Source organism: Pseudalkalibacillus sp. Hm43 (assembly GCF_051842935.1).
Classification (GTDB): domain Bacteria; phylum Bacillota; class Bacilli; order Bacillales; family Fictibacillaceae; genus Pseudalkalibacillus.
In genome coordinates this window covers 32024-49116 of sequence record NZ_JBPXRR010000003.1, presented here as the reverse complement: position 1 = coordinate 49116, position 17093 = coordinate 32024, and the positions used below count along the sequence as shown (strand labels likewise).

Sequence of the window (17093 nt, the reverse complement as noted above, 5' to 3'; positions counted from 1 at the left end):
AGGTGCAAAACATGTCGTATCGGAATGTCTGACTTTTTCTTGTTCTCTTATAAGGAGGAGGTTTTTCGATATTTTCGTTCGATGATTTTCCTCTTCTGCTGCTTGTTATCCTTGAAAAAGCTTTCGACAGAACTGAAAGTATCATACAAGAACAGCAACAGGTCACCTGGTTGCGATGATTCCCATGCTACTTGGAACGCTTTCCGTTCATCCAGTTCAATGATCCTTTCATTGGACGGAAGGTGTTTGGATAACACTTCATCCAATATCGCTGCTACCTCTTTCGGTTTCCGGCCCCGAAGATTTTCATCTTCCTTGATGACAACGATGTCTGTTTCTTTTCCGATGATATCCGCCATGTTCCGAATGTCCTCATTGAGTCGGTCTCCTGGAGCTGAAACGGCTGTGATAAGCCGCTCGCATGGAATCGCTCTGACCGTGTTATAGATTGCCTTCAATCCAGCGGTGTTATGGGCATAGTCTATGACAATCGTTCTTCCATCCTGGTCGATCTTATTGAAACGCCCTGGACTTTGAAGGAAATCTGGGAAGAACGACATCGCTTTCGTGCGTAACATCTCGTAAGATACGCCTAAGACATGAGCTGACGCCAGCGCTTGGAGCAGATTGCTGACATTATGCTGCGCGTATCCGTTGAATGTAATCGGAATGTCCGCATACTTCATAAATCGGTCAACCTGTCCGTCCTTTGCATGCATGATCCAGTCATCCTGGACATACCAGCATTCCTGCTTGCGCTCCATGTGCTTTTGGATGATTGGATTATCCACTTTAAGGGATGTAAATACGACAGATCCTTTCGTGTATCCCGCCATATCTGCAACCGCTTCGTCATCCGCGTTGAGGATGCTGTAGCCTTCCGGGCGAACGATTTCTGGAATCAACCGCTTCAGCTTGATCAGTTCTTCCATCGTTTCGATCCCATCAAGACCGAGATGGTCTTCCGAGACGTTCGTCACGATTCCGACATCGCAATAACGGAATGCTGTCCCTTCTCGGAGCATACCGCCTCGAGCCGTTTCGAGAACAGCCGCATCGACTTCCGGATGATGCAGTACTTTCCGGGCACTGCCTGGTCCACTACAGTCTCCTTTATCAACACAACGCTTCCCGATATAGACCCCATCCGAATGAGCCATCCCAATGGTTTTACCGCTTTGTTGCAGAAAGTGGGAGATCAGACGTACAGTCGTCGTTTTTCCATTCGTCCCAGTTACCGCAACTGTTGGAATTGCCGCATCCCGATAGTCTTTGAATAAGTAATCGATGATCGCACCACCTACATCTCTTGCTGTTCCTGAGCTTGGGTAATGGTGCATGCGAATGCCTGGTGCTGCATTCACTTCAAGTACGGCAGCCCGGCCTGGTTTGAATTCGGCTTTGATGTCATCGATGATCATATCGATTCCTGCAATATCGAGTCCGATTGTTTTGGCTGAGCTCTCCGCAATCTCGCGGTAAGAAGGATGCACTTGGTCGGTAACGTCAATGGCGAGACCTCCAGTAGAAAGGTTCGCGTTCCCTAACAATGGGATGACCCTGCCATATTCCACTACAGTATCCAGATCAAACCCCGCTTGATTCAAATATTGTTTTACCGATTCATTAATCGGTATTTTAGTCATCGGCTTTTCGTGGCCCTCTCCTCGGAGAGGGTTTTTATTTTCCTCTTCAATCAGAGATCGTACTGAATCTTTCCCATTTCCAATGACATATGGAGGTAGGCGTAGGCTAGCAGCAATCAACTCACCGTTGACGACCGTAAAACGATAGTCATCCCCTGGATAGTACCGCTCTAAAATCAATTTATCGACATCCTTCTGCTGATCGAAAGCGGAAAGTAACTCGTCCTTCGATTGGATGTTCGTTGATACGCCTTGACCTTGGCGGCCGTTGATCGGTTTCAAAACAAGTGGATAGCCTAAGTGTTCAGCTTCTTCCAACAGTTCTTCCTCATTCGAAATGACGCACCCTTCTGGAACCGGTAGGCTCACCTCATCGAGCATCCGTTTCGTCATTTCTTTATCACAAGCATACTCGACCGCAAGAAAAGAGGTTTCACTCGACATCGTCGCTTCCATCCTTTTCTGCTTACGCCCAGTCCCCAGGCGAAGTATGCTGTCGTCATCAATTTGCTCGACCGGGATCATCCGCTCATAGGCGGCTTTATAAACCGCTTCTGTACTTGGTCCTAATTTATTGGCAAAATAAAGCGCTTCTATTTTTTTCACATAAGGTTCTATGCTGACAGGTTGTCCATCTACAACGGCTTCGACAATTTCCATCGCAGCTTCGAAGGCATAGATACCGGATTTTTTCTCTTCATATCGGAAGGTGACATAATAGATCCCTTTCCGTTCACTCGTAACGGTCTTACCACGCTTCACATCGATTCCAGCAAGAGATTGAAGCTCGATCGCCATATGCTCGAGAATATGCCCCATCCACGTTCCTTCACGTAAACGCTCAACAAATCCACCCTCATAACCACGAGAGCAAGTATGGGTGTACAAACTCGGCATCGCTTCTAGCAAGCGATCTGTGAATCCAGGGATCTTGTTGGAGGGCAACTCTTCGAAATGTTCAATGTCCAACTCAAGCCAAATCGTCGGTTTATAACTATAATAATTCGGCCCAGTAAGATACTTCACTTTATTGATTTTCATTGGGCTGTTCCCTTCTCCTTCATAATTAACTGCCGATTTTCCATGTCAAATTGGTAGCCTTTCGCAATGGAGTGGAGTTGTACACCTGCGATGGTCACTTCATCACTCTCTGCTTCATCGGCAATGTCGACGAATGACAGCTTGCATCCATCGATGACTGTGACCGAATGCTCGCCGATCACCTCGAAGTATCTGCCGCCGTCCTTTACCCAGATGGCCGTGTTTTCATCGATTCCAACCCCGATAATCTGAGGGTTCTGCGCAATCGCGTATAACAATCTTCCAAAACGCGCGCGCTGCGAAAAATGCTGATCGATGACGACATCTTCGAGGAATCCGAATCCGACGCCGATTTCAACATTGATTTTGTCATGTTTGACCTTCGTCTTTCCAGACACGATCATATGCCTGCTCATGATAGCAGCACCTGCACTGGTTCCAGCGATGATCAGTCCGTTCTGCCACGCCTTCTGGACTTCCTTGAAGAAGGTCGTACCACCAATGATACTCGACAGACGATTCTGGTCACCACCCGTAATGAACAATGCTGACAGCGTACTGACCATTTGTGTATAAGGCGCTTCTTCCGCCTTACCACGGGTATCTATATGTATGAGCTCTACCTTGGAGGCACCAAGTTTCATGAATATATCCCTGTACTCACCGCCAACTTCTTCAGGATAGCCTGTCGCTGTCGTGAGTACTCCGATTGAACCGCCTCTTTCCAGGGCATCCTGTACAAAGATGGACAGCACCTCCAAATCGCCTTCCTTATCTTCATTACCACCGATGATGAACAAGTCTCCACTCGCGATGTTCGTCACGCTTCATCTCACCCTTTAACATGAAGTGATATCTTTTACCCAACAATTAACCAAGCAAAACCGAAAAATCACCCACTTTTCTAAAATGAGTGATTTTTACTATTTTATTCAGAAATTACAAGATTTATACAATTTAGTGCCAGGCACCTCAAAAAAATCCCGATTTCATAGGCTTTTTTGCCGGTGCCTGGCACCGATTTTAAACGTTGATTCACCGGGCTTCTCTGACGGTGCCTGGTACTGATAGAATAGGGGATAGACGAATTGGTGGTGTTGAAGGTGTTAGTTATGAGGTTTCTCTATCAATTGAATGTGTGGAAGAGCACGGTGATCGTGATGATTGTTTCGTTGCCTTGGTTCCTGTATATACTTACGAGGGAAGAAGGATATGAAACGGCCGTCTTATGGGCTTATACAGCTCTTGTTTATTTCATCCTGGCTTTCATCCTGTACCTCTTCTTACGGATGATCGGTAAGTTAGGCAGAACTCCGGCCAGACGGAAACTCGTCATATTCACAAGGGTGTACATCCGGTTTCATGTCGCCGCCGGGTTACATGGATTGGCTGCCATCCTCATGCATATTTCCTATATGCTATCAATCGGAAGTGCTGTAACATCCACCGGTCAGCTTGGTATACTAGCTGTGTTCTCGCTCGGTGCACTTTTGACAACCGGTTACTTACGAAAGCAGAAATCTTCTGGAAGAAGACGAAGGTATCATCGGTATACAGCCTATCTCTTTCTGCTACTGGTCCTTCTTCATATACTGTTTTGACCTTCATATTAGAGCACATACAGAAAACTAAGAAAACCCGGAAAAGGTTATTCACCTCTTCCGGGTTTCATTCATTTCTTATGCGTGCTGCTTCCACCAATCATCATACAGCGTCACTTCGCCTTCACGTTTATGACGCGTCTTCACGTAATGATTCTCGAGCTTTTCTTTCGCATCCGAATCGATTTCCTTACCTTCAAGGTAATCGTCTATTTCATCATATGTGACACCTAGTGCCTCTTCGTCCGGGAGACCTGGTCGATCGTCCTCCAGATCCGCTGTCGGAACTTTCGTATATAGCGCTTCCTCTGCTCCAAGTTCTTTCAACAGCATTTTCCCTTGACGTTTATTCAAACCGAACAATGGCGCAATGTCACATGCCCCATCACCATGTTTTGTGTAGAATCCAGTCACTGCTTCAGCTGCATGGTCGGTGCCAATGACTAACAAGTTATAATGAGCTGCTAGATCATACTGAACTTTCATTCGTTCTCGTGCTTTCGTATTCCCCTTCAGAAAGTCACTCAAATCCTCACCCGTCGCATCCCGGAATGCTTGGTACGAAGCATCGACTGCTTCCTTCACATTAAAGGTGAGCGTACGATCCGGATCAATGAATTTCAACGCTTTCTGTGCATCATCTTCATCTTTCTGCACACCGTACGGAAGTCGAACTGCGATGAACGTATACTCGTCTCCTGTGTCATCCCGTAACTCTTTTGCTGCCATCTGAGCGAGCTTTCCTGCCAGGGAGGAGTCTTGTCCACCACTGATTCCCAGGACATACCCTTTCATTCCCGTCGTTTTCACATAATCTTTCAATAAATCAATCCGTCTACGGATTTCTTCTTCAGGCGTTATGTTCGGTTCTACGTGTAATTTTTGAATGATTTCATTCTGTAAGGTCTGTAAACTCATCGTTCCCCTCCATTGACATGAAATTTAATCTATAGAATACTGTACCCCAATTCTTGGGCTGTACACAATAAGCAAGACTTTTTTCTCAATTAACTGGACATTAGCGACAGAATGCCGATTTCGTAGGAGTTTGGACGTGCCATAAGTGGTTCGTATGTATCATGAGAAATTTTTCCATAAGTGATAAAATTGTATAAATACGATAAGTTACCCTTCTCATGGGCGGTCGGCACTACACTCGAAAGGGGTGGTGTAAAGATGACAGTCTTTCAAACGTTGATGGTTACCATCTCGTTTGCCACGTTGATTATCAGCGTATTGTCATTCCCGTATAAAAAATAGACCGTCCTTGAGCTGAGCACTTAGGTCACGGTCTACTTTCGTCCAAGCCGATTCCCACATAGGGAAAAGCTTATCGTATGTTACGCAGGTGTTGGCGCACCTGCGTTTTTACTTTTTCTTGAAAATCTTTTTTTATTATATCATCACTAGCGAAGGATGTCATTGTAAAATTCATCACAAATCGAATTTTGTATTCTATTCTTTTCCCTGCTGTTGCACGCTTGAAACAGGGATCGCGTTTTGTAATGAACTTGTAACCTTTGCTTACCCTTCTATTCTATGCTTCATCCACTAAAATAGACTTTAAACACTTTTGTCCATGCAAGCGATCAAGCGTTTTTCAATGTCTTCTGCCATGTCGGTGATTTCTTGGTCATCGACCATCGTCACAAGAGAAGTCGGCTTTGGCATTCCAATTTTCGTTTGGTCACCGTCTTTGTAAACGACCATTTTACAAGGCAAGAAGTATCCAACCATGAGGTTCTGATTCAAAACACGTTGTGCTTCTTTCGGATTACACACTTCCAAGATCCTGAATTCACGGTTGAAGTCCAATCCTTTTTCATTCAATTTGCTTTTCAAGTCAAAGTCCCAAAGTACGCCAAACTGTTCTTCTTTCAACTGGTTTTCTAACGTTTCGCAAGCTTCATCAATGTTCTTGTCCGTCATGACTGTGTAGTGGAACATGGAATCATCTCCTTTTAGGTCATTTTCAATATTCATGATAACACAAACATACCCTGCTACGTATTTTGTTGTACCCGTGATGATTATTTACCAAACGCATTCCTGTTATTTTGTTACGATGTTTTTCTCCATCCATTCATATGACATTGGTCCAGCGATTTTCTCAACGATGATGCCTGCATTATCTATTATGAAAGTTGTAGGTATGGTAAAAGCTTGATAGGTTGATGCAACCTCTGCTTCCTGATCCATCAGAATCGGAAAGTTGATGCCATACTCATCGGCAAATTGCTTCACATCTTCCACTTTCTTCTCAGAGTTCGTCATATTCACGGCAAGAATTTCGATATCCTGATTCGAATATTCTTCATAAAACTTCACCATTTCAGGGATTTCCGCCTGGCAAGGTGGACACCATGTCGCCCAAACGTTCACCACTACCCTTTTGCCCCGATAATCAGACAGTCTGACCTGTTGTCCATCGAGAGTTGCAAGTTCGAATTCTGGTGCACGATCGCCGATTGCTATTCCGACTTCTGCCTTTTCATTCCTCGACATATCCGATGCATTCGAATCCGATTCAGTTAAAAGTAAATGATCGTAAATCGACCATCCTACTAAACCCATCACAATGAACAATAATAGGAGTCTCCCCATTATTGCCGCTCCTTTCTTCAGGAATATATCTATGAGTAAACCGACTATTCCGAGTGCTAGCAAAACAAATACTAGAATAGAAACCTTGAACCCCAGGATTGATTGAAGGATGATGAGGATCAGTATGCCTGTCGTCCAGCTTTTTAGGACAATCCCGACCATGAGCGAGTGATCCATCTGATCTTTCTTCATTTTGTAGATAAGGTAGGCAGCTCCTGAAATCAACCCAAGCCACACCCCTTTTACACCACCTGTAAAATACAACAATGACATTGGATGATCTATGACCATAAAAGGTTGAAAGAGTATAATACTACCTTTCCAGACCAATAAACCAATCAGGACAGCATTGAAGATTGTATCAACGTACTTTTTCCTCTCAGCATGATTATGTAATTGTATCTTTGCAACGACAAATCCTACGATGATGGTGACAGCTAAAAGGATCCATTCCGTCCGGATGATCATGCTCCCGATTTGAATATAGCTCATCATTTACTCCTTCATATGTATGGAGGAGGTATTAAACCTCCTCATCTACTATTGTTGGGATAAAGCTTTAACCCCATATACTTTTTCATTTTCATAGATAACGGATGCATGAAAACCATTCTTCTCAAGAGTGTCAATGAGATCTTGCGGAGCAATCCTCTCATGTGAAGGAGGTCCCATTTCAGGGTATTCCTCGGGTTTCCACTCTAGCAACACGATTTCAGCACCCGGCTTTGATATCCTTCTGAACTCTTCCAAAGATTTATCAATATGATTTACTTCATGGATGACGAATGCGACGAACACCAGTTCAACCAATCCGTCGCCCAATTGAATCTCTTCAAGATCACTTTCAACATATTCTATATTGGATACACCTTTTTCAGCCGCATATTCTTTCAACATGTTGAGCATCTCAGGTTCTATATCTACAGCATAGACCCGTTTGGTTGCTTTGGCAAAAGGAACCGCAAAATACCCGTTTCCTGCTCCAAGATCTGCAATAGAAGCTTCACGATTTAGTTGCAAGATTTCCATGATTTCTTGAATTGGCAGTATCTTTTTCCTTTCTTCACTGAACAATTTTGCTGCTTTTTCAGGCTTGAATCGTTTCTCTGACAAGTCTTCCCACTCCCTTTTGTTTGGAACCTATTCTACATTCATGCTATAATCCTTAGTAATCACATAGGAATTAAATTTTTTTTAATTGGAGGTGTCTATCTTATGAGCCTTCTCAAAGATACATGTCCCGTTTGTAAAAAGCCTTTATATAGTAAAGGACAGGGATTCTTTAACTTGAAGACGATCAAGCAATGCCCGGATCGACATTACGAAAAAGAATTTCACCCTGCCCTAGAAACGTATATTGAAACATATAAAGTCAGCTGAAGATATCCAGCCAAATCTTAATGGATGTTGCTACGATCAATAGTGCTAATATCCATTGCAAGATCTTCGTGTTCACTCTTTTACCGAAGTGAGCTCCTAATGGAGATGCAATCAAGCTGGCAATCACCATGATGATGGCTGGAACTAACAGCACCTGACCTGTCGAAATTTTCCCGACCGTGGCTCCGATTGATGATATGAACGTAATCGCAAGTGACGTCGCGATCGTCATACGCGTCGGGATTTTCAAAACGACGAGCATGATTGGTACTAGAATGAACGCACCTGCCGCTCCTACGATACCTGCTCCGACTCCGACAGCAAAAGCAAGTCCAGCTGCTAACCATTTGTTGAACGTGACACTGTTCATATCTTGATCGTCCAACCCTTTCTTAGGGATGAACATCATGATGGCTGCGATGGTCGCCAAAATTCCATAAACGATGTTGATGCCGCTCTCTGATAGGAATCTTGAACCGTAAGCTCCGATAAAGCTACCGAGCAATACACTCGAACCCATATAGATAATCAATGTTTTGTTCAGATATCCACCTTTTCGATATGCCCACACACCACCGATGGTTGCAAAGAAAACTTGAACGGCGCTGATGCCTGAAACTTCATGGGCTGTAAAGGCAGAGAATCCGAGTAATGCCGGGATATATAATAGCATTGGATATTTAATGATGGATCCACCGATTCCGACCATTCCAGAAACGAAGGAACCGACGAACCCGATCATGAAGATGGTTATGATAAATGCGATATCCATGGTCTACCTCTCCTTCTATAACCTTTTACATGAAAAGGGGCTGCTCCCACAGCCCCTTTAGTTGTTCGTTACGCTTTTTTGATCCAGAACTTGAACACGCCGTCTTCTTCTGCATCTTGAAGCAGTTCGTGTCCGCCAGACTTCACCCAAGCTGTAAGGTCACTTTTTGCACCTTTATCTGTTGCATGGATTTCTAGTACTTCACCAGAGTTGATTTCATCGATTGCTTTCTTCGTTTTTACGATTGGCATTGGACATGCTAGTCCTTTTGCATCTAATACTTTATCTGAATTCATATTTATGACCTCCTAATAGTTGTGGTTATTTTTATCCTTCTACCGCACAGCGGTTTGGTCCAATTTCCATTTCACGTTGCTCTTCATCTTCAGGGTTGATTTTACCCATATTCGTTTCACGGATTTCTTGATACGCATTCGGTTGTGGTGGAAGGTTTTCAGTCACAAGCTTACGGAACTCACCTTCATCCTCCACATTCAATCCACTGTTTTTCGCATATAGATCGCCGAGCTTCGCTTTGACAGATCCGTCTTCGTTCAATTCTTCCATCTTAGAGAAGTGTGCTGGAAGAACAACGAGTTCATCTGAAAGCTCTTTATACTTGCGATAGAGTGTATCTCTCAAGTCACCGACCCAGTCTTCAGCTTTACCAGCTAGGTCTGGACGACCGATTGATTTCACGAAAAGGATATCTCCTGTTAGTAGATATTGATCATCTACAATGAAAGAGGTACTTCCAATCGTGTGTCCTGGTGAATAGATCGGTTGTACTTGAATCTTCGTATTTCCTACCGTCAGATCATTTCCTTCTTCAAGTCGCTTATAGTCAAATGTGACTTCCGTTGCGTCTTTCGGTGGCAAGTAGTATTCTGCTCCGAAAATTTCTGCAAGCTTACGACCACCGGAAATATGATCAGCGTGAAGGTGCGTATCGGCGATATGCTTAACGTTCAAGCTTTTTTCATTTACGAATGCTTCATACGGCTCCGTCATACGGTTTGAATCGATGATCATCGCTTCTCCGTTGGATTCAACGAGGTATGAAAGGCAACCTTTACCGATACGGACGAATTGATAAATCGCTCCGCCATCTTTCAGATCACCGATTTTGACCGGTTCAAGGTGTTCACTCCATGTTTTCATCCCACCTTGGAGATAAGAAACATTTTCAACACCTGCTTCAACAAGTTGTTCACCTACGAACTTGGATGAACCTTCTTTCGCACAGACTACCAGTTTTTCAGTATCATCTGGGAGTTGATCAAGGATATGATCGACCCCTTCAATCAAATCAAAATACGGAATGTTAATCATTTCGACTGACTCACCTTCAATTTTCCAGTCTTGGTGAGCTTCTTCGTTACGAACATCCAGAATGAATAGTCTTTCATTATTGATGACTTTTTGTGCGACTTCTTTAGCCGTCATTTTTTTAAGTGCCATAATTTCTCTCTCCTCCTTTATTAAAAGGTGAGTGTGACATCAGCATTTTCAGCAAAGTCAAGGAATGTCACAGCTCCACCAACATCAATTCCATCTACAAAGTGTTCTTTCTCTAGTCCCATGACATCCATTGTCATTTGACAACCAATCAATTTAACATCCAGTTCTTGCGCCATTTCAACGAGCTCAGGAATGGAAGGCACATTAGAATTCTTGAAACCTTCTTCGTAATGCTCTTTCCCTTCTGGAATCGGCAGTTGCTTATGGCCTTCCTTATGAATCAAGTTCAATCCTTCAAATGTAAAGAAGATCGCCACTTCAGAGTCAGATGCTGCTGCTGCAGTTGCTACGTTGAATACTTTATAAGCGTCGAATAGACTACCGTTACTTGCAATGATTGCTACTTTTCTTGCCATTTGAAAAACCTCCTGATTTTTGTATTAGTCGTTTTCTGTCTCGCCATCCCATTTGGACATACCAGGGACGACGTTCAATACGTTCTTATAGCCTTTTTCAGATAATATTTGTGCAGCTCGGTCACTACGGTTTCCAGTTCGACAAACAACATGAATATTGTCTTCTTCATTCAATTCGCTCATGCGTTCTTCCAGCTCACCTAGAGGAATGGATTTCGCTCCAGGAATACGGCTGAAGGCATATTCTGCTGGTTCACGTACATCAAGTACGACGATGTCTTCATTTCCAAGCTTCGTTTTCAATTCATCGTTGTTAATGACATGAGGGTAGCTTGATTCTTCTTTCGTTTCTGCTTCACTTGCTTTGCGAAGGTAGTGTTTGAGTACATCTCCTTCTTCTTTCGTCCCGAGATACTGATGACCCGTTGACTTCGCCCATGCTTGAAGGTCTGCTGTTGATCCTTTGTCAGTCGCTTGGATTTCAAGTACCTGACCCGGGTCTACCTCTCCAATCGCTTTTTTCGTCTTTACAATCGGCATTGGGCATGCAAGCCCTTTTGCATCCAATACGTGGTCTGTTTTAATCATGTGTAATTGCCTCCTTCAGTTTGAGAGTTATTTTTTAGGTTGAGTCTGACCGTCCCATGCCAGCATACCGCCAGTCATGTTCAGGACATCGTAACCTTTTTCTTGTAAAAATTGAGCAGCTTTACCGCTACGGCCACCGGAACGGCAGACCATCACATGCTCTTCATCCTTCGGAATTTCATTGAAACGATCAGGAATCTCGTCTAGAGGAATGTGAGTGGCACCAGGGATCATTCCTTTTGCAACCTCTTCATCTTTACGAACATCAATGATACTTAGTCTTTCACTCTTCACTAATTTTTCTTCAACTTTCTTAGGTTCGATTGTTTTAACCATTCGTAAATCCTCCTTGATATGAAATCACAGTTGTACAATAGCCCCTGGGGTATTATTTTAAACATAAAAAATTAGATGAATAAGTTAACTTTACCTTCGTTCGCTTCCCCAAGGTATGCTGCAACACCTGCGTAGTCGATGTCATCCAACAGTTCTTCTTTTTGAAGACCGAGTAGATCCATCGTCATCGTACATGCGACAAGGTTCACCCCTTGCATTTGAGCCATTTCAACAAGCTCTGGAAGTGTTGAAACGTTGTGTTTTTTCATGACTTTCTTGATCATTTTTGGACCCATTCCAGCCATGTTCATCTTAGAAAGTCCAAGTTTGTTTGTACCACGTGGCATCATACGGCCGAACATCTTCTCGAGCATTCCTTTTTTCACTGGAACTTGCTCATCTTTACGGAGTGTATTCAATCCCCAGAATGTATGGAAGATCGTCACCTCGTGATCATAGGCTGCAGCACCGTTGGCAATGATGTATGCCGCAATTGCTTTGTCAAGATCTCCACTGAATAGGACGATCGTTGTTTTGTCTTTCTTTTGTTCTGTCATTTTATATGACCTCCTGTATTGTAATTGACTTTATATACTCATACCCCTATAGGTATTATAATACTTAAAAATAAAAAGGTGTTCTTGATACCCCTAAGGGTATAATATGACACATTAGATAATGTGTCAACACCTTTGTTTTTTATCGGCTTTTGACAAGTAGATTGACAGCTTCTTGGATGAGCTCCTCTGTGTTTTCGCCCTTATCCATTTGCTCACGCACACATTGCTCAAGGTTTGTTCCAACAACTAACCCAATCGTACGATCCAGCGCACTACGGATGGCTGACATTTGCGTAACGAGGTCCTTACAGTCTTTTTCTTCTTCCATCATTTTGAGGACACCACGAACTTGTCCTTCGATACGCTTTACGCGGTTTTTCATTTGATCTGTATATTCCATGAGGTGTGGACCTCCTTTCAAATACTTACTTTTAATACCCCTATGGGTATAATACAACATCTATACAATAAATGCAAACCCATCTGCTTTTACTTCATTTCTTGAATCCATCTTACCCGTTTGCTGCATGCGGTTCAAGTCTTCTGCTTATACCCCTGAGGGTGTAAGCAGTGCCAGGCACCTCAAAAGAAAGAGATGATATCAAGCTTTCTGAGAGGTACCTGGCACGGTAGGTCTTTAGTCTTTCAACCGGAGTAGGCGTAGGCCGTTCAGTGTGACGAGTAGTGTTGCCCCCATGTCGGCGAAAATGGCAATCCATAATGTCAGCCATCCTGGCACGACTAATAAGAGCGCTACAATCTTGATTCCGATTGAAAAACCGATATTCTGTTTGATGATGTTCAGCGTTTTACGGCTTAACTTGATTGCGTATGGTAATTTACGGAGATCGTCTCCCATCAAGGCGATGTCTGCCGTTTCAATGGCGGTGTCGGTTCCTGCACCGCCCATGGCGATTCCGACTGTTGAAGATGCCAATGCAGGAGCATCATTCACGCCATCTCCAATCATGGCGACACTGCCATACTTATCTCTATATTCTTTAATATAATTGAGTTTTTCTTCAGGTAAGAGCTCTGCCTTCACCGTTGTGATGTTCATCTGTTTAGCAATGCTTTGGGCCGTCCGTTCATGGTCACCTGTGAGCATGATTGTATTTTTGATACCCAATTGATGCAGGGCTTTGACCACTTCCGGACTTTCCTTCCGAATCGTGTCGGCGACAGCGAATACCCCTAGCAGTGCTTTTTCCGTTCCGATCGCAAGCACCGTTTTCCCTTCTGATCTAAGTCGATCAATGGCCAGGTCGGTGTCTTCGGTAAGAGAGAGGTTTAGGTCCTCGTTGAAGAGCGAAATGCTCCCTGCGTAATAAACCTCCCCAGCAATTGTTCCTTTGATACCCTTACCGGTAATGGAAGTAAAGGATTCTAAATCATCATTGTCGACATCCACTCCCGCTTGATCTGCTCTTTTTAAAATGGCAGATGCGAGAGGATGCTGAGAACGGCTTTCCAACAAGGCTGCGATCTTCAGTACCGTATCTTCGTCATACCCCTCAAGGTTGATGATGTCGGTCACTTCAGGTACACCATTCGTCAATGTACCGGTTTTATCAAACGCAATGGACTTCAGCTTGCCAGCTTCCTCGAGATAGACGCCTCCTTTGACCAATATCCCGTTACGAGCTGCATTTCCGACAGCTGTCACAATGGACACTGGCGTAGAAATGACGAGTGCACAAGGGCAACCGACTACGAGCACTGCAAGACCTTGATAGACCCACTCGCTCCAATTTGCTCCGAGTAATGGAGGAATGGTCGCCACTCCGATCGCGATTAAAATGATCGCAGGGGTATAATACTTCGCAAATTTATCGACGAAAGATTGGGAAGGCGCACGTTCTTCTTGTGCCTCTTCGACCAGATGAATGATTTTGGAGAGGGTCGTGTCTTCCACACGCTTCGTAACCTCAACCTCTAGAAACCCTTCTACATTCAGTGTACCCGCGAAAACCTCGTCTCCCTCGTCCATCTGGACAGGTACGGACTCTCCTGTAATCGCTGATTGATTGATGGAAGAGCTTCCTCTTGTCACAACTCCGTCCATCGCGAGTTTTTGACCAGGTAAGACAATCATCGTATCTCCGACTTGGACGTCATCTACTGGAATGGTGATTTCTTCTCCGTTTCGACGAATCGTCGCCTCTTTCGGTGCAATTTCCATCAATCCGCGAATCGATTGCCGGGCCTTATCCATCGAATAAGCTTCAAGGATCTCACTGATGGCGAATAGGATGACGACCATCGCACCTTCGCCCCATTCACCTATGATAGCGGCCCCGATGATCGCAATCGTCATCAGTGTTCTCATATCAAAATCAAGACGTATCAGGTTTTTTAACCCCGTTTGGAAAAGGCGATAGCCTCCGACAAGGATGGACCCTGCATACAGCCCGTTGGACAGTAGTGATCCTTCCCCATTTGCAAGACTTAGCGACCAACCGAGAACCAGAAGAATCGCAGAAATGACAACATTCAGATGTTTTTTCAAGAAGGGCTCTTTCGTCTCTTCTTCCTGCTCATGATCCGGTCGGACTCTCAGGTTTTCGAAAGCGCCTGCCTTTTCAATTTCTTTTATATCTGCTTGACCTGTAATCGTCAGCTTAGAAGCTGTAAAGTTTACTTTTGCATCAGAAACACCATCCAGGTGTTTCACGTTCGTTTCGAACTTTTTGGCACAGTTCGCTCAGGTGAAGCCTGATATTCTATATACTTTCTGCTCTTGGCTCAATTGTTCAGCTTGTTCCAATGTGTTTCCCCTCCTCTAGGTGAGAGAATGCCATTTGGATGATTTGTCGAACATGATCATCGTCTAATGAGTAGTATACGAGTTTTCCTTCTTTTCTATATTTCGCAAGTCCCATATTCCGAAGCAAACGTAAATGATGGGAAGCTGTCGCGACGGTACAATCCACTATATTGGAAACATCACATACGCACAATTCGTCCTCTAACGATAAGGCGTATGCAATTTTGATGCGTGTATCTTCAGATAATGCTTTGAAGATCTTCGCTACAGACATTGGATCTGTTTCAGCGATGTTCCCTTTGATCCGATTCACCTTGTCTTCATGCACACATGTGACTTTACAAACATCTTCCTTCGCCAATCCATTTCACCCCTTATCATTCAAACGTTCTTTTGAATATTAGTATAAGGATCGCCAAGCTTCCATGTCAAGTGCCAGGCACCAAAAATAAACCCTTGGTACAACAAGGTTTATAAACGGTACCTGGTACGGATGAAACAATAAGAAAACCCGGATCTGGCATTCAGATCCGGGTTAATCATTTCCATCTTTCAATTTTGCCATAGGTTTGAACAGTGCCATTATGAACGATGAGTCCCGCACGATCTTTGCACGCATACACCTGTCCGGTTAAACCGTCTTTTACTTCTTCCATATGGTCACTAACCTTACCGGAATGCGGCAAAAAATGAACATCCACTAATCCAAGTCCATTCAAGTCGTCTAATCCGATTTCATTCGGATCCAGAAACTGAGCAGCCTCGATAGTAGAGGTCATGATCATCGCTCCTGCACTTACCCCTATGAGTATACCCCCTCTTTCGACAAATGACTGCAAAAAAGGAATCATCCCTCGCTTCCTCAGGTTGTTTAAAAAGTAAAATGTATTCCCACCAGAGAGATAAATCGCATCACATGTTTTCAATTGCTCTAAATGGATATCCTCGAATTCTTTGTCGATATCAGCATAATAAAACTCATCAAACCCGAATTCCTCCAAGAATGGCTTCGTTTTATGGAAAAAGAACCTCGTTTCATCATATTGAGAAGGTATATACCCGAGCCTACTACGCTCCGATACGATCGATTGCATTTCATCCTTCAAAGCGTGATCCAATGTCTCATCAATACTGCTCAACAAAATCAAATTCCCCATTCTGCACAATCAACCTTTCTGTCCATCCACCACTTTCGCTTCAGTACTTTTGTTCAAGCTCGAATGCCGGAACATTTCCTGAAATGCCTTTTCCCCTTGAAGAAGTTTCGTTATGTAGACGAATCCGATAACCGTAAATATGGAGAATCCCCAGCTGATCACTTGTCTTGCGATCAGTCCTTTATCGAAAGCCTCGACGCCATATTCTTGAATCAGCCAGATTTTAAATGTCGCCTGAATCACGTCCCGCAACGCAAACGCCACCGTAATCAACGTAAAAATCATGAAGATTTTCTTCTTATTGAATAAAGGCTTAAGTTTCGACTTCTCGAATCCTTGCAATTCCATCAAATCAAGTCCGAAGTATAAGGCAATCGGCTTTTTCAAAACAGCCGTCCCGATAAATAGGAGCGCCATCGCATATCCATAGAAAACATTATTCCATAATAATTGCATTGCTGAGCCTGCCAATACATCCAAAAGGGTTCCTACCACCAGGTTCCCTAGCATGAACAAACCGAACACATTCAGTTTTCTGATCTCATAGAACCGGTAAATACTATAAAGGATACCAGGTACAGATGATACGAGCATCGCATAATAATCACCGATCAGATCTCGTCCCCCATGCCAGACGATCAACGGGAATACGACATAGAACACAATATCCAGTACCGCTACGTAACGCTTCATAACATGCTCCTTCTCTATCTTTTACTAACATAGATTCGGTCTTCATTTACAAATCCCTTTTATGAAAAATG

21 protein-coding genes are annotated in these 17093 nt (G+C 43.7%); 3 read left to right on the top strand and 18 right to left on the bottom strand.

Annotated features, from left to right (window positions below):
- Positions 1–47 precede the first annotated feature (47 nt).
- Both cphA and ACSVDE_RS17805 read right to left on the bottom strand, forming a co-directional pair.
- Positions 48–2687 (bottom strand): cyanophycin synthetase, encoded by a 2640-nt coding sequence (gene cphA, locus ACSVDE_RS17810; RefSeq protein ID WP_439302313.1) that lies wholly within the window; start codon positions 2685–2687, stop codon positions 48–50.
- Positions 2684–3511: a cyanophycinase gene (locus ACSVDE_RS17805; RefSeq protein ID WP_439302312.1), complete on the bottom strand. Its 828-nt coding sequence runs from the start codon at positions 3509–3511 to the stop codon at positions 2684–2686. The genes cphA and ACSVDE_RS17805 overlap by 4 nt, the downstream gene beginning before the upstream one ends.
- Positions 3512–3799: 288 nt before the next feature.
- Between ACSVDE_RS17805 and ACSVDE_RS17800 the strand changes: the two genes are divergently transcribed.
- On the top strand, positions 3800–4288 hold the full coding sequence (locus ACSVDE_RS17800) for a hypothetical protein (RefSeq protein WP_439302311.1): 489 nt from the start codon (positions 3800–3802) through the stop codon (positions 4286–4288).
- 78 nt (positions 4289–4366) lie between these two features.
- Here ACSVDE_RS17800 and nadE read toward each other — a convergent pair whose 3' ends face one another.
- The gene (gene nadE / locus ACSVDE_RS17795; RefSeq protein ID WP_439302310.1) at positions 4367–5206 is read right to left on the bottom strand and encodes an ammonia-dependent NAD(+) synthetase; all 840 of its coding nucleotides are present in this window, start codon (positions 5204–5206) and stop codon (positions 4367–4369) included.
- Between the two features lie 258 nt (positions 5207–5464).
- Here nadE and ACSVDE_RS17790 point away from each other — a divergent pair, with 258 nt between their 5' ends.
- Complete coding sequence (locus ACSVDE_RS17790; RefSeq protein ID WP_369010071.1) at positions 5465–5548, top strand: putative holin-like toxin; 84 nt, start codon at positions 5465–5467, stop codon at positions 5546–5548.
- Positions 5549–5851: 303 nt separating this feature from the next.
- On the opposite strand, the gene ACSVDE_RS17785 is transcribed toward ACSVDE_RS17790, so the two are convergent.
- The 3 genes from ACSVDE_RS17785 to ACSVDE_RS17775 all read right to left on the bottom strand — a co-directional run bounded on the left by ACSVDE_RS17785 (position 5852) and on the right by ACSVDE_RS17775 (position 8005).
- On the bottom strand, positions 5852–6235 hold the full coding sequence (locus tag ACSVDE_RS17785; RefSeq protein ID WP_439302309.1) for a DUF302 domain-containing protein: 384 nt from the start codon (positions 6233–6235) through the stop codon (positions 5852–5854).
- Between the two features lie 105 nt (positions 6236–6340).
- A complete protein-coding gene (locus ACSVDE_RS17780) occupies positions 6341–7384 on the bottom strand; it encodes a peroxiredoxin family protein (protein WP_439302308.1) in 1044 nt (347 codons plus the stop codon).
- Between the two features lie 48 nt (positions 7385–7432).
- Positions 7433–8005, bottom strand: coding sequence for a class I SAM-dependent methyltransferase (locus ACSVDE_RS17775; RefSeq protein ID WP_439302307.1), 573 nt, complete (start codon positions 8003–8005; stop codon positions 7433–7435).
- A gap of 102 nt (positions 8006–8107) precedes the next feature.
- Between ACSVDE_RS17775 and ACSVDE_RS17770 the strand changes: the two genes are divergently transcribed.
- Complete coding sequence (locus ACSVDE_RS17770; protein WP_439302306.1) at positions 8108–8272, top strand: hypothetical protein; 165 nt, start codon at positions 8108–8110, stop codon at positions 8270–8272.
- On the opposite strand, the gene ACSVDE_RS17765 is transcribed toward ACSVDE_RS17770, so the two are convergent.
- The 12 genes from ACSVDE_RS17765 to ACSVDE_RS17710 all read right to left on the bottom strand — a co-directional run bounded on the left by ACSVDE_RS17765 (position 8265) and on the right by ACSVDE_RS17710 (position 17022).
- Positions 8265–9044 (bottom strand): sulfite exporter TauE/SafE family protein, encoded by a 780-nt coding sequence (locus ACSVDE_RS17765; RefSeq protein ID WP_439302305.1) that lies wholly within the window; start codon positions 9042–9044, stop codon positions 8265–8267. The genes ACSVDE_RS17770 and ACSVDE_RS17765 overlap by 8 nt on opposite strands.
- 68 nt (positions 9045–9112) lie before the next feature.
- On the bottom strand, positions 9113–9340 hold the full coding sequence (locus tag ACSVDE_RS17760; protein ID WP_439302304.1) for a sulfurtransferase TusA family protein: 228 nt from the start codon (positions 9338–9340) through the stop codon (positions 9113–9115).
- A 31-nt stretch (positions 9341–9371) separates the two neighbouring features.
- On the bottom strand, positions 9372–10505 hold the full coding sequence (locus ACSVDE_RS17755) for an MBL fold metallo-hydrolase (RefSeq protein WP_439302303.1): 1134 nt from the start codon (positions 10503–10505) through the stop codon (positions 9372–9374).
- Between the two features lie 20 nt (positions 10506–10525).
- Positions 10526–10921, bottom strand: coding sequence for a DsrE/DsrF/DrsH-like family protein (locus ACSVDE_RS17750; RefSeq protein WP_439302302.1), 396 nt, complete (start codon positions 10919–10921; stop codon positions 10526–10528).
- 24 nt (positions 10922–10945) lie between these two features.
- Positions 10946–11509: a sulfurtransferase TusA family protein gene (locus tag ACSVDE_RS17745; protein ID WP_439302301.1), complete on the bottom strand. Its 564-nt coding sequence runs from the start codon at positions 11507–11509 to the stop codon at positions 10946–10948.
- 27 nt (positions 11510–11536) lie between these two features.
- A complete protein-coding gene (locus ACSVDE_RS17740) occupies positions 11537–11845 on the bottom strand; it encodes a rhodanese-like domain-containing protein (RefSeq protein ID WP_439302300.1) in 309 nt (102 codons plus the stop codon).
- Between the two features lie 71 nt (positions 11846–11916).
- Positions 11917–12402, bottom strand: a complete 486-nt coding sequence (locus ACSVDE_RS17735; RefSeq protein WP_349409187.1) for a DsrE/DsrF/DrsH-like family protein — start codon at positions 12400–12402, stop codon at positions 11917–11919.
- A 142-nt stretch (positions 12403–12544) separates the two neighbouring features.
- On the bottom strand, positions 12545–12805 hold the full coding sequence (locus ACSVDE_RS17730; RefSeq protein ID WP_226552281.1) for a metal-sensitive transcriptional regulator: 261 nt from the start codon (positions 12803–12805) through the stop codon (positions 12545–12547).
- Between the two features lie 237 nt (positions 12806–13042).
- Positions 13043–15172: a heavy metal translocating P-type ATPase gene (locus ACSVDE_RS17725; RefSeq protein ID WP_439302299.1), complete on the bottom strand. Its 2130-nt coding sequence runs from the start codon at positions 15170–15172 to the stop codon at positions 13043–13045.
- Complete coding sequence (locus ACSVDE_RS17720) at positions 15159–15533, bottom strand: ArsR/SmtB family transcription factor (protein WP_439302298.1); 375 nt, start codon at positions 15531–15533, stop codon at positions 15159–15161. Before ACSVDE_RS17720 ends, ACSVDE_RS17725 begins: the two co-directional genes overlap by 14 nt.
- Positions 15534–15711: 178 nt before the next feature.
- Positions 15712–16329, bottom strand: a complete 618-nt coding sequence (locus ACSVDE_RS17715) for a Type 1 glutamine amidotransferase-like domain-containing protein (RefSeq protein WP_439302297.1) — start codon at positions 16327–16329, stop codon at positions 15712–15714.
- 9 nt (positions 16330–16338) lie between these two features.
- Positions 16339–17022: a VC0807 family protein gene (locus ACSVDE_RS17710; RefSeq protein WP_439302296.1), complete on the bottom strand. Its 684-nt coding sequence runs from the start codon at positions 17020–17022 to the stop codon at positions 16339–16341.
- Positions 17023–17093: the final 71 nt, after the last annotated feature.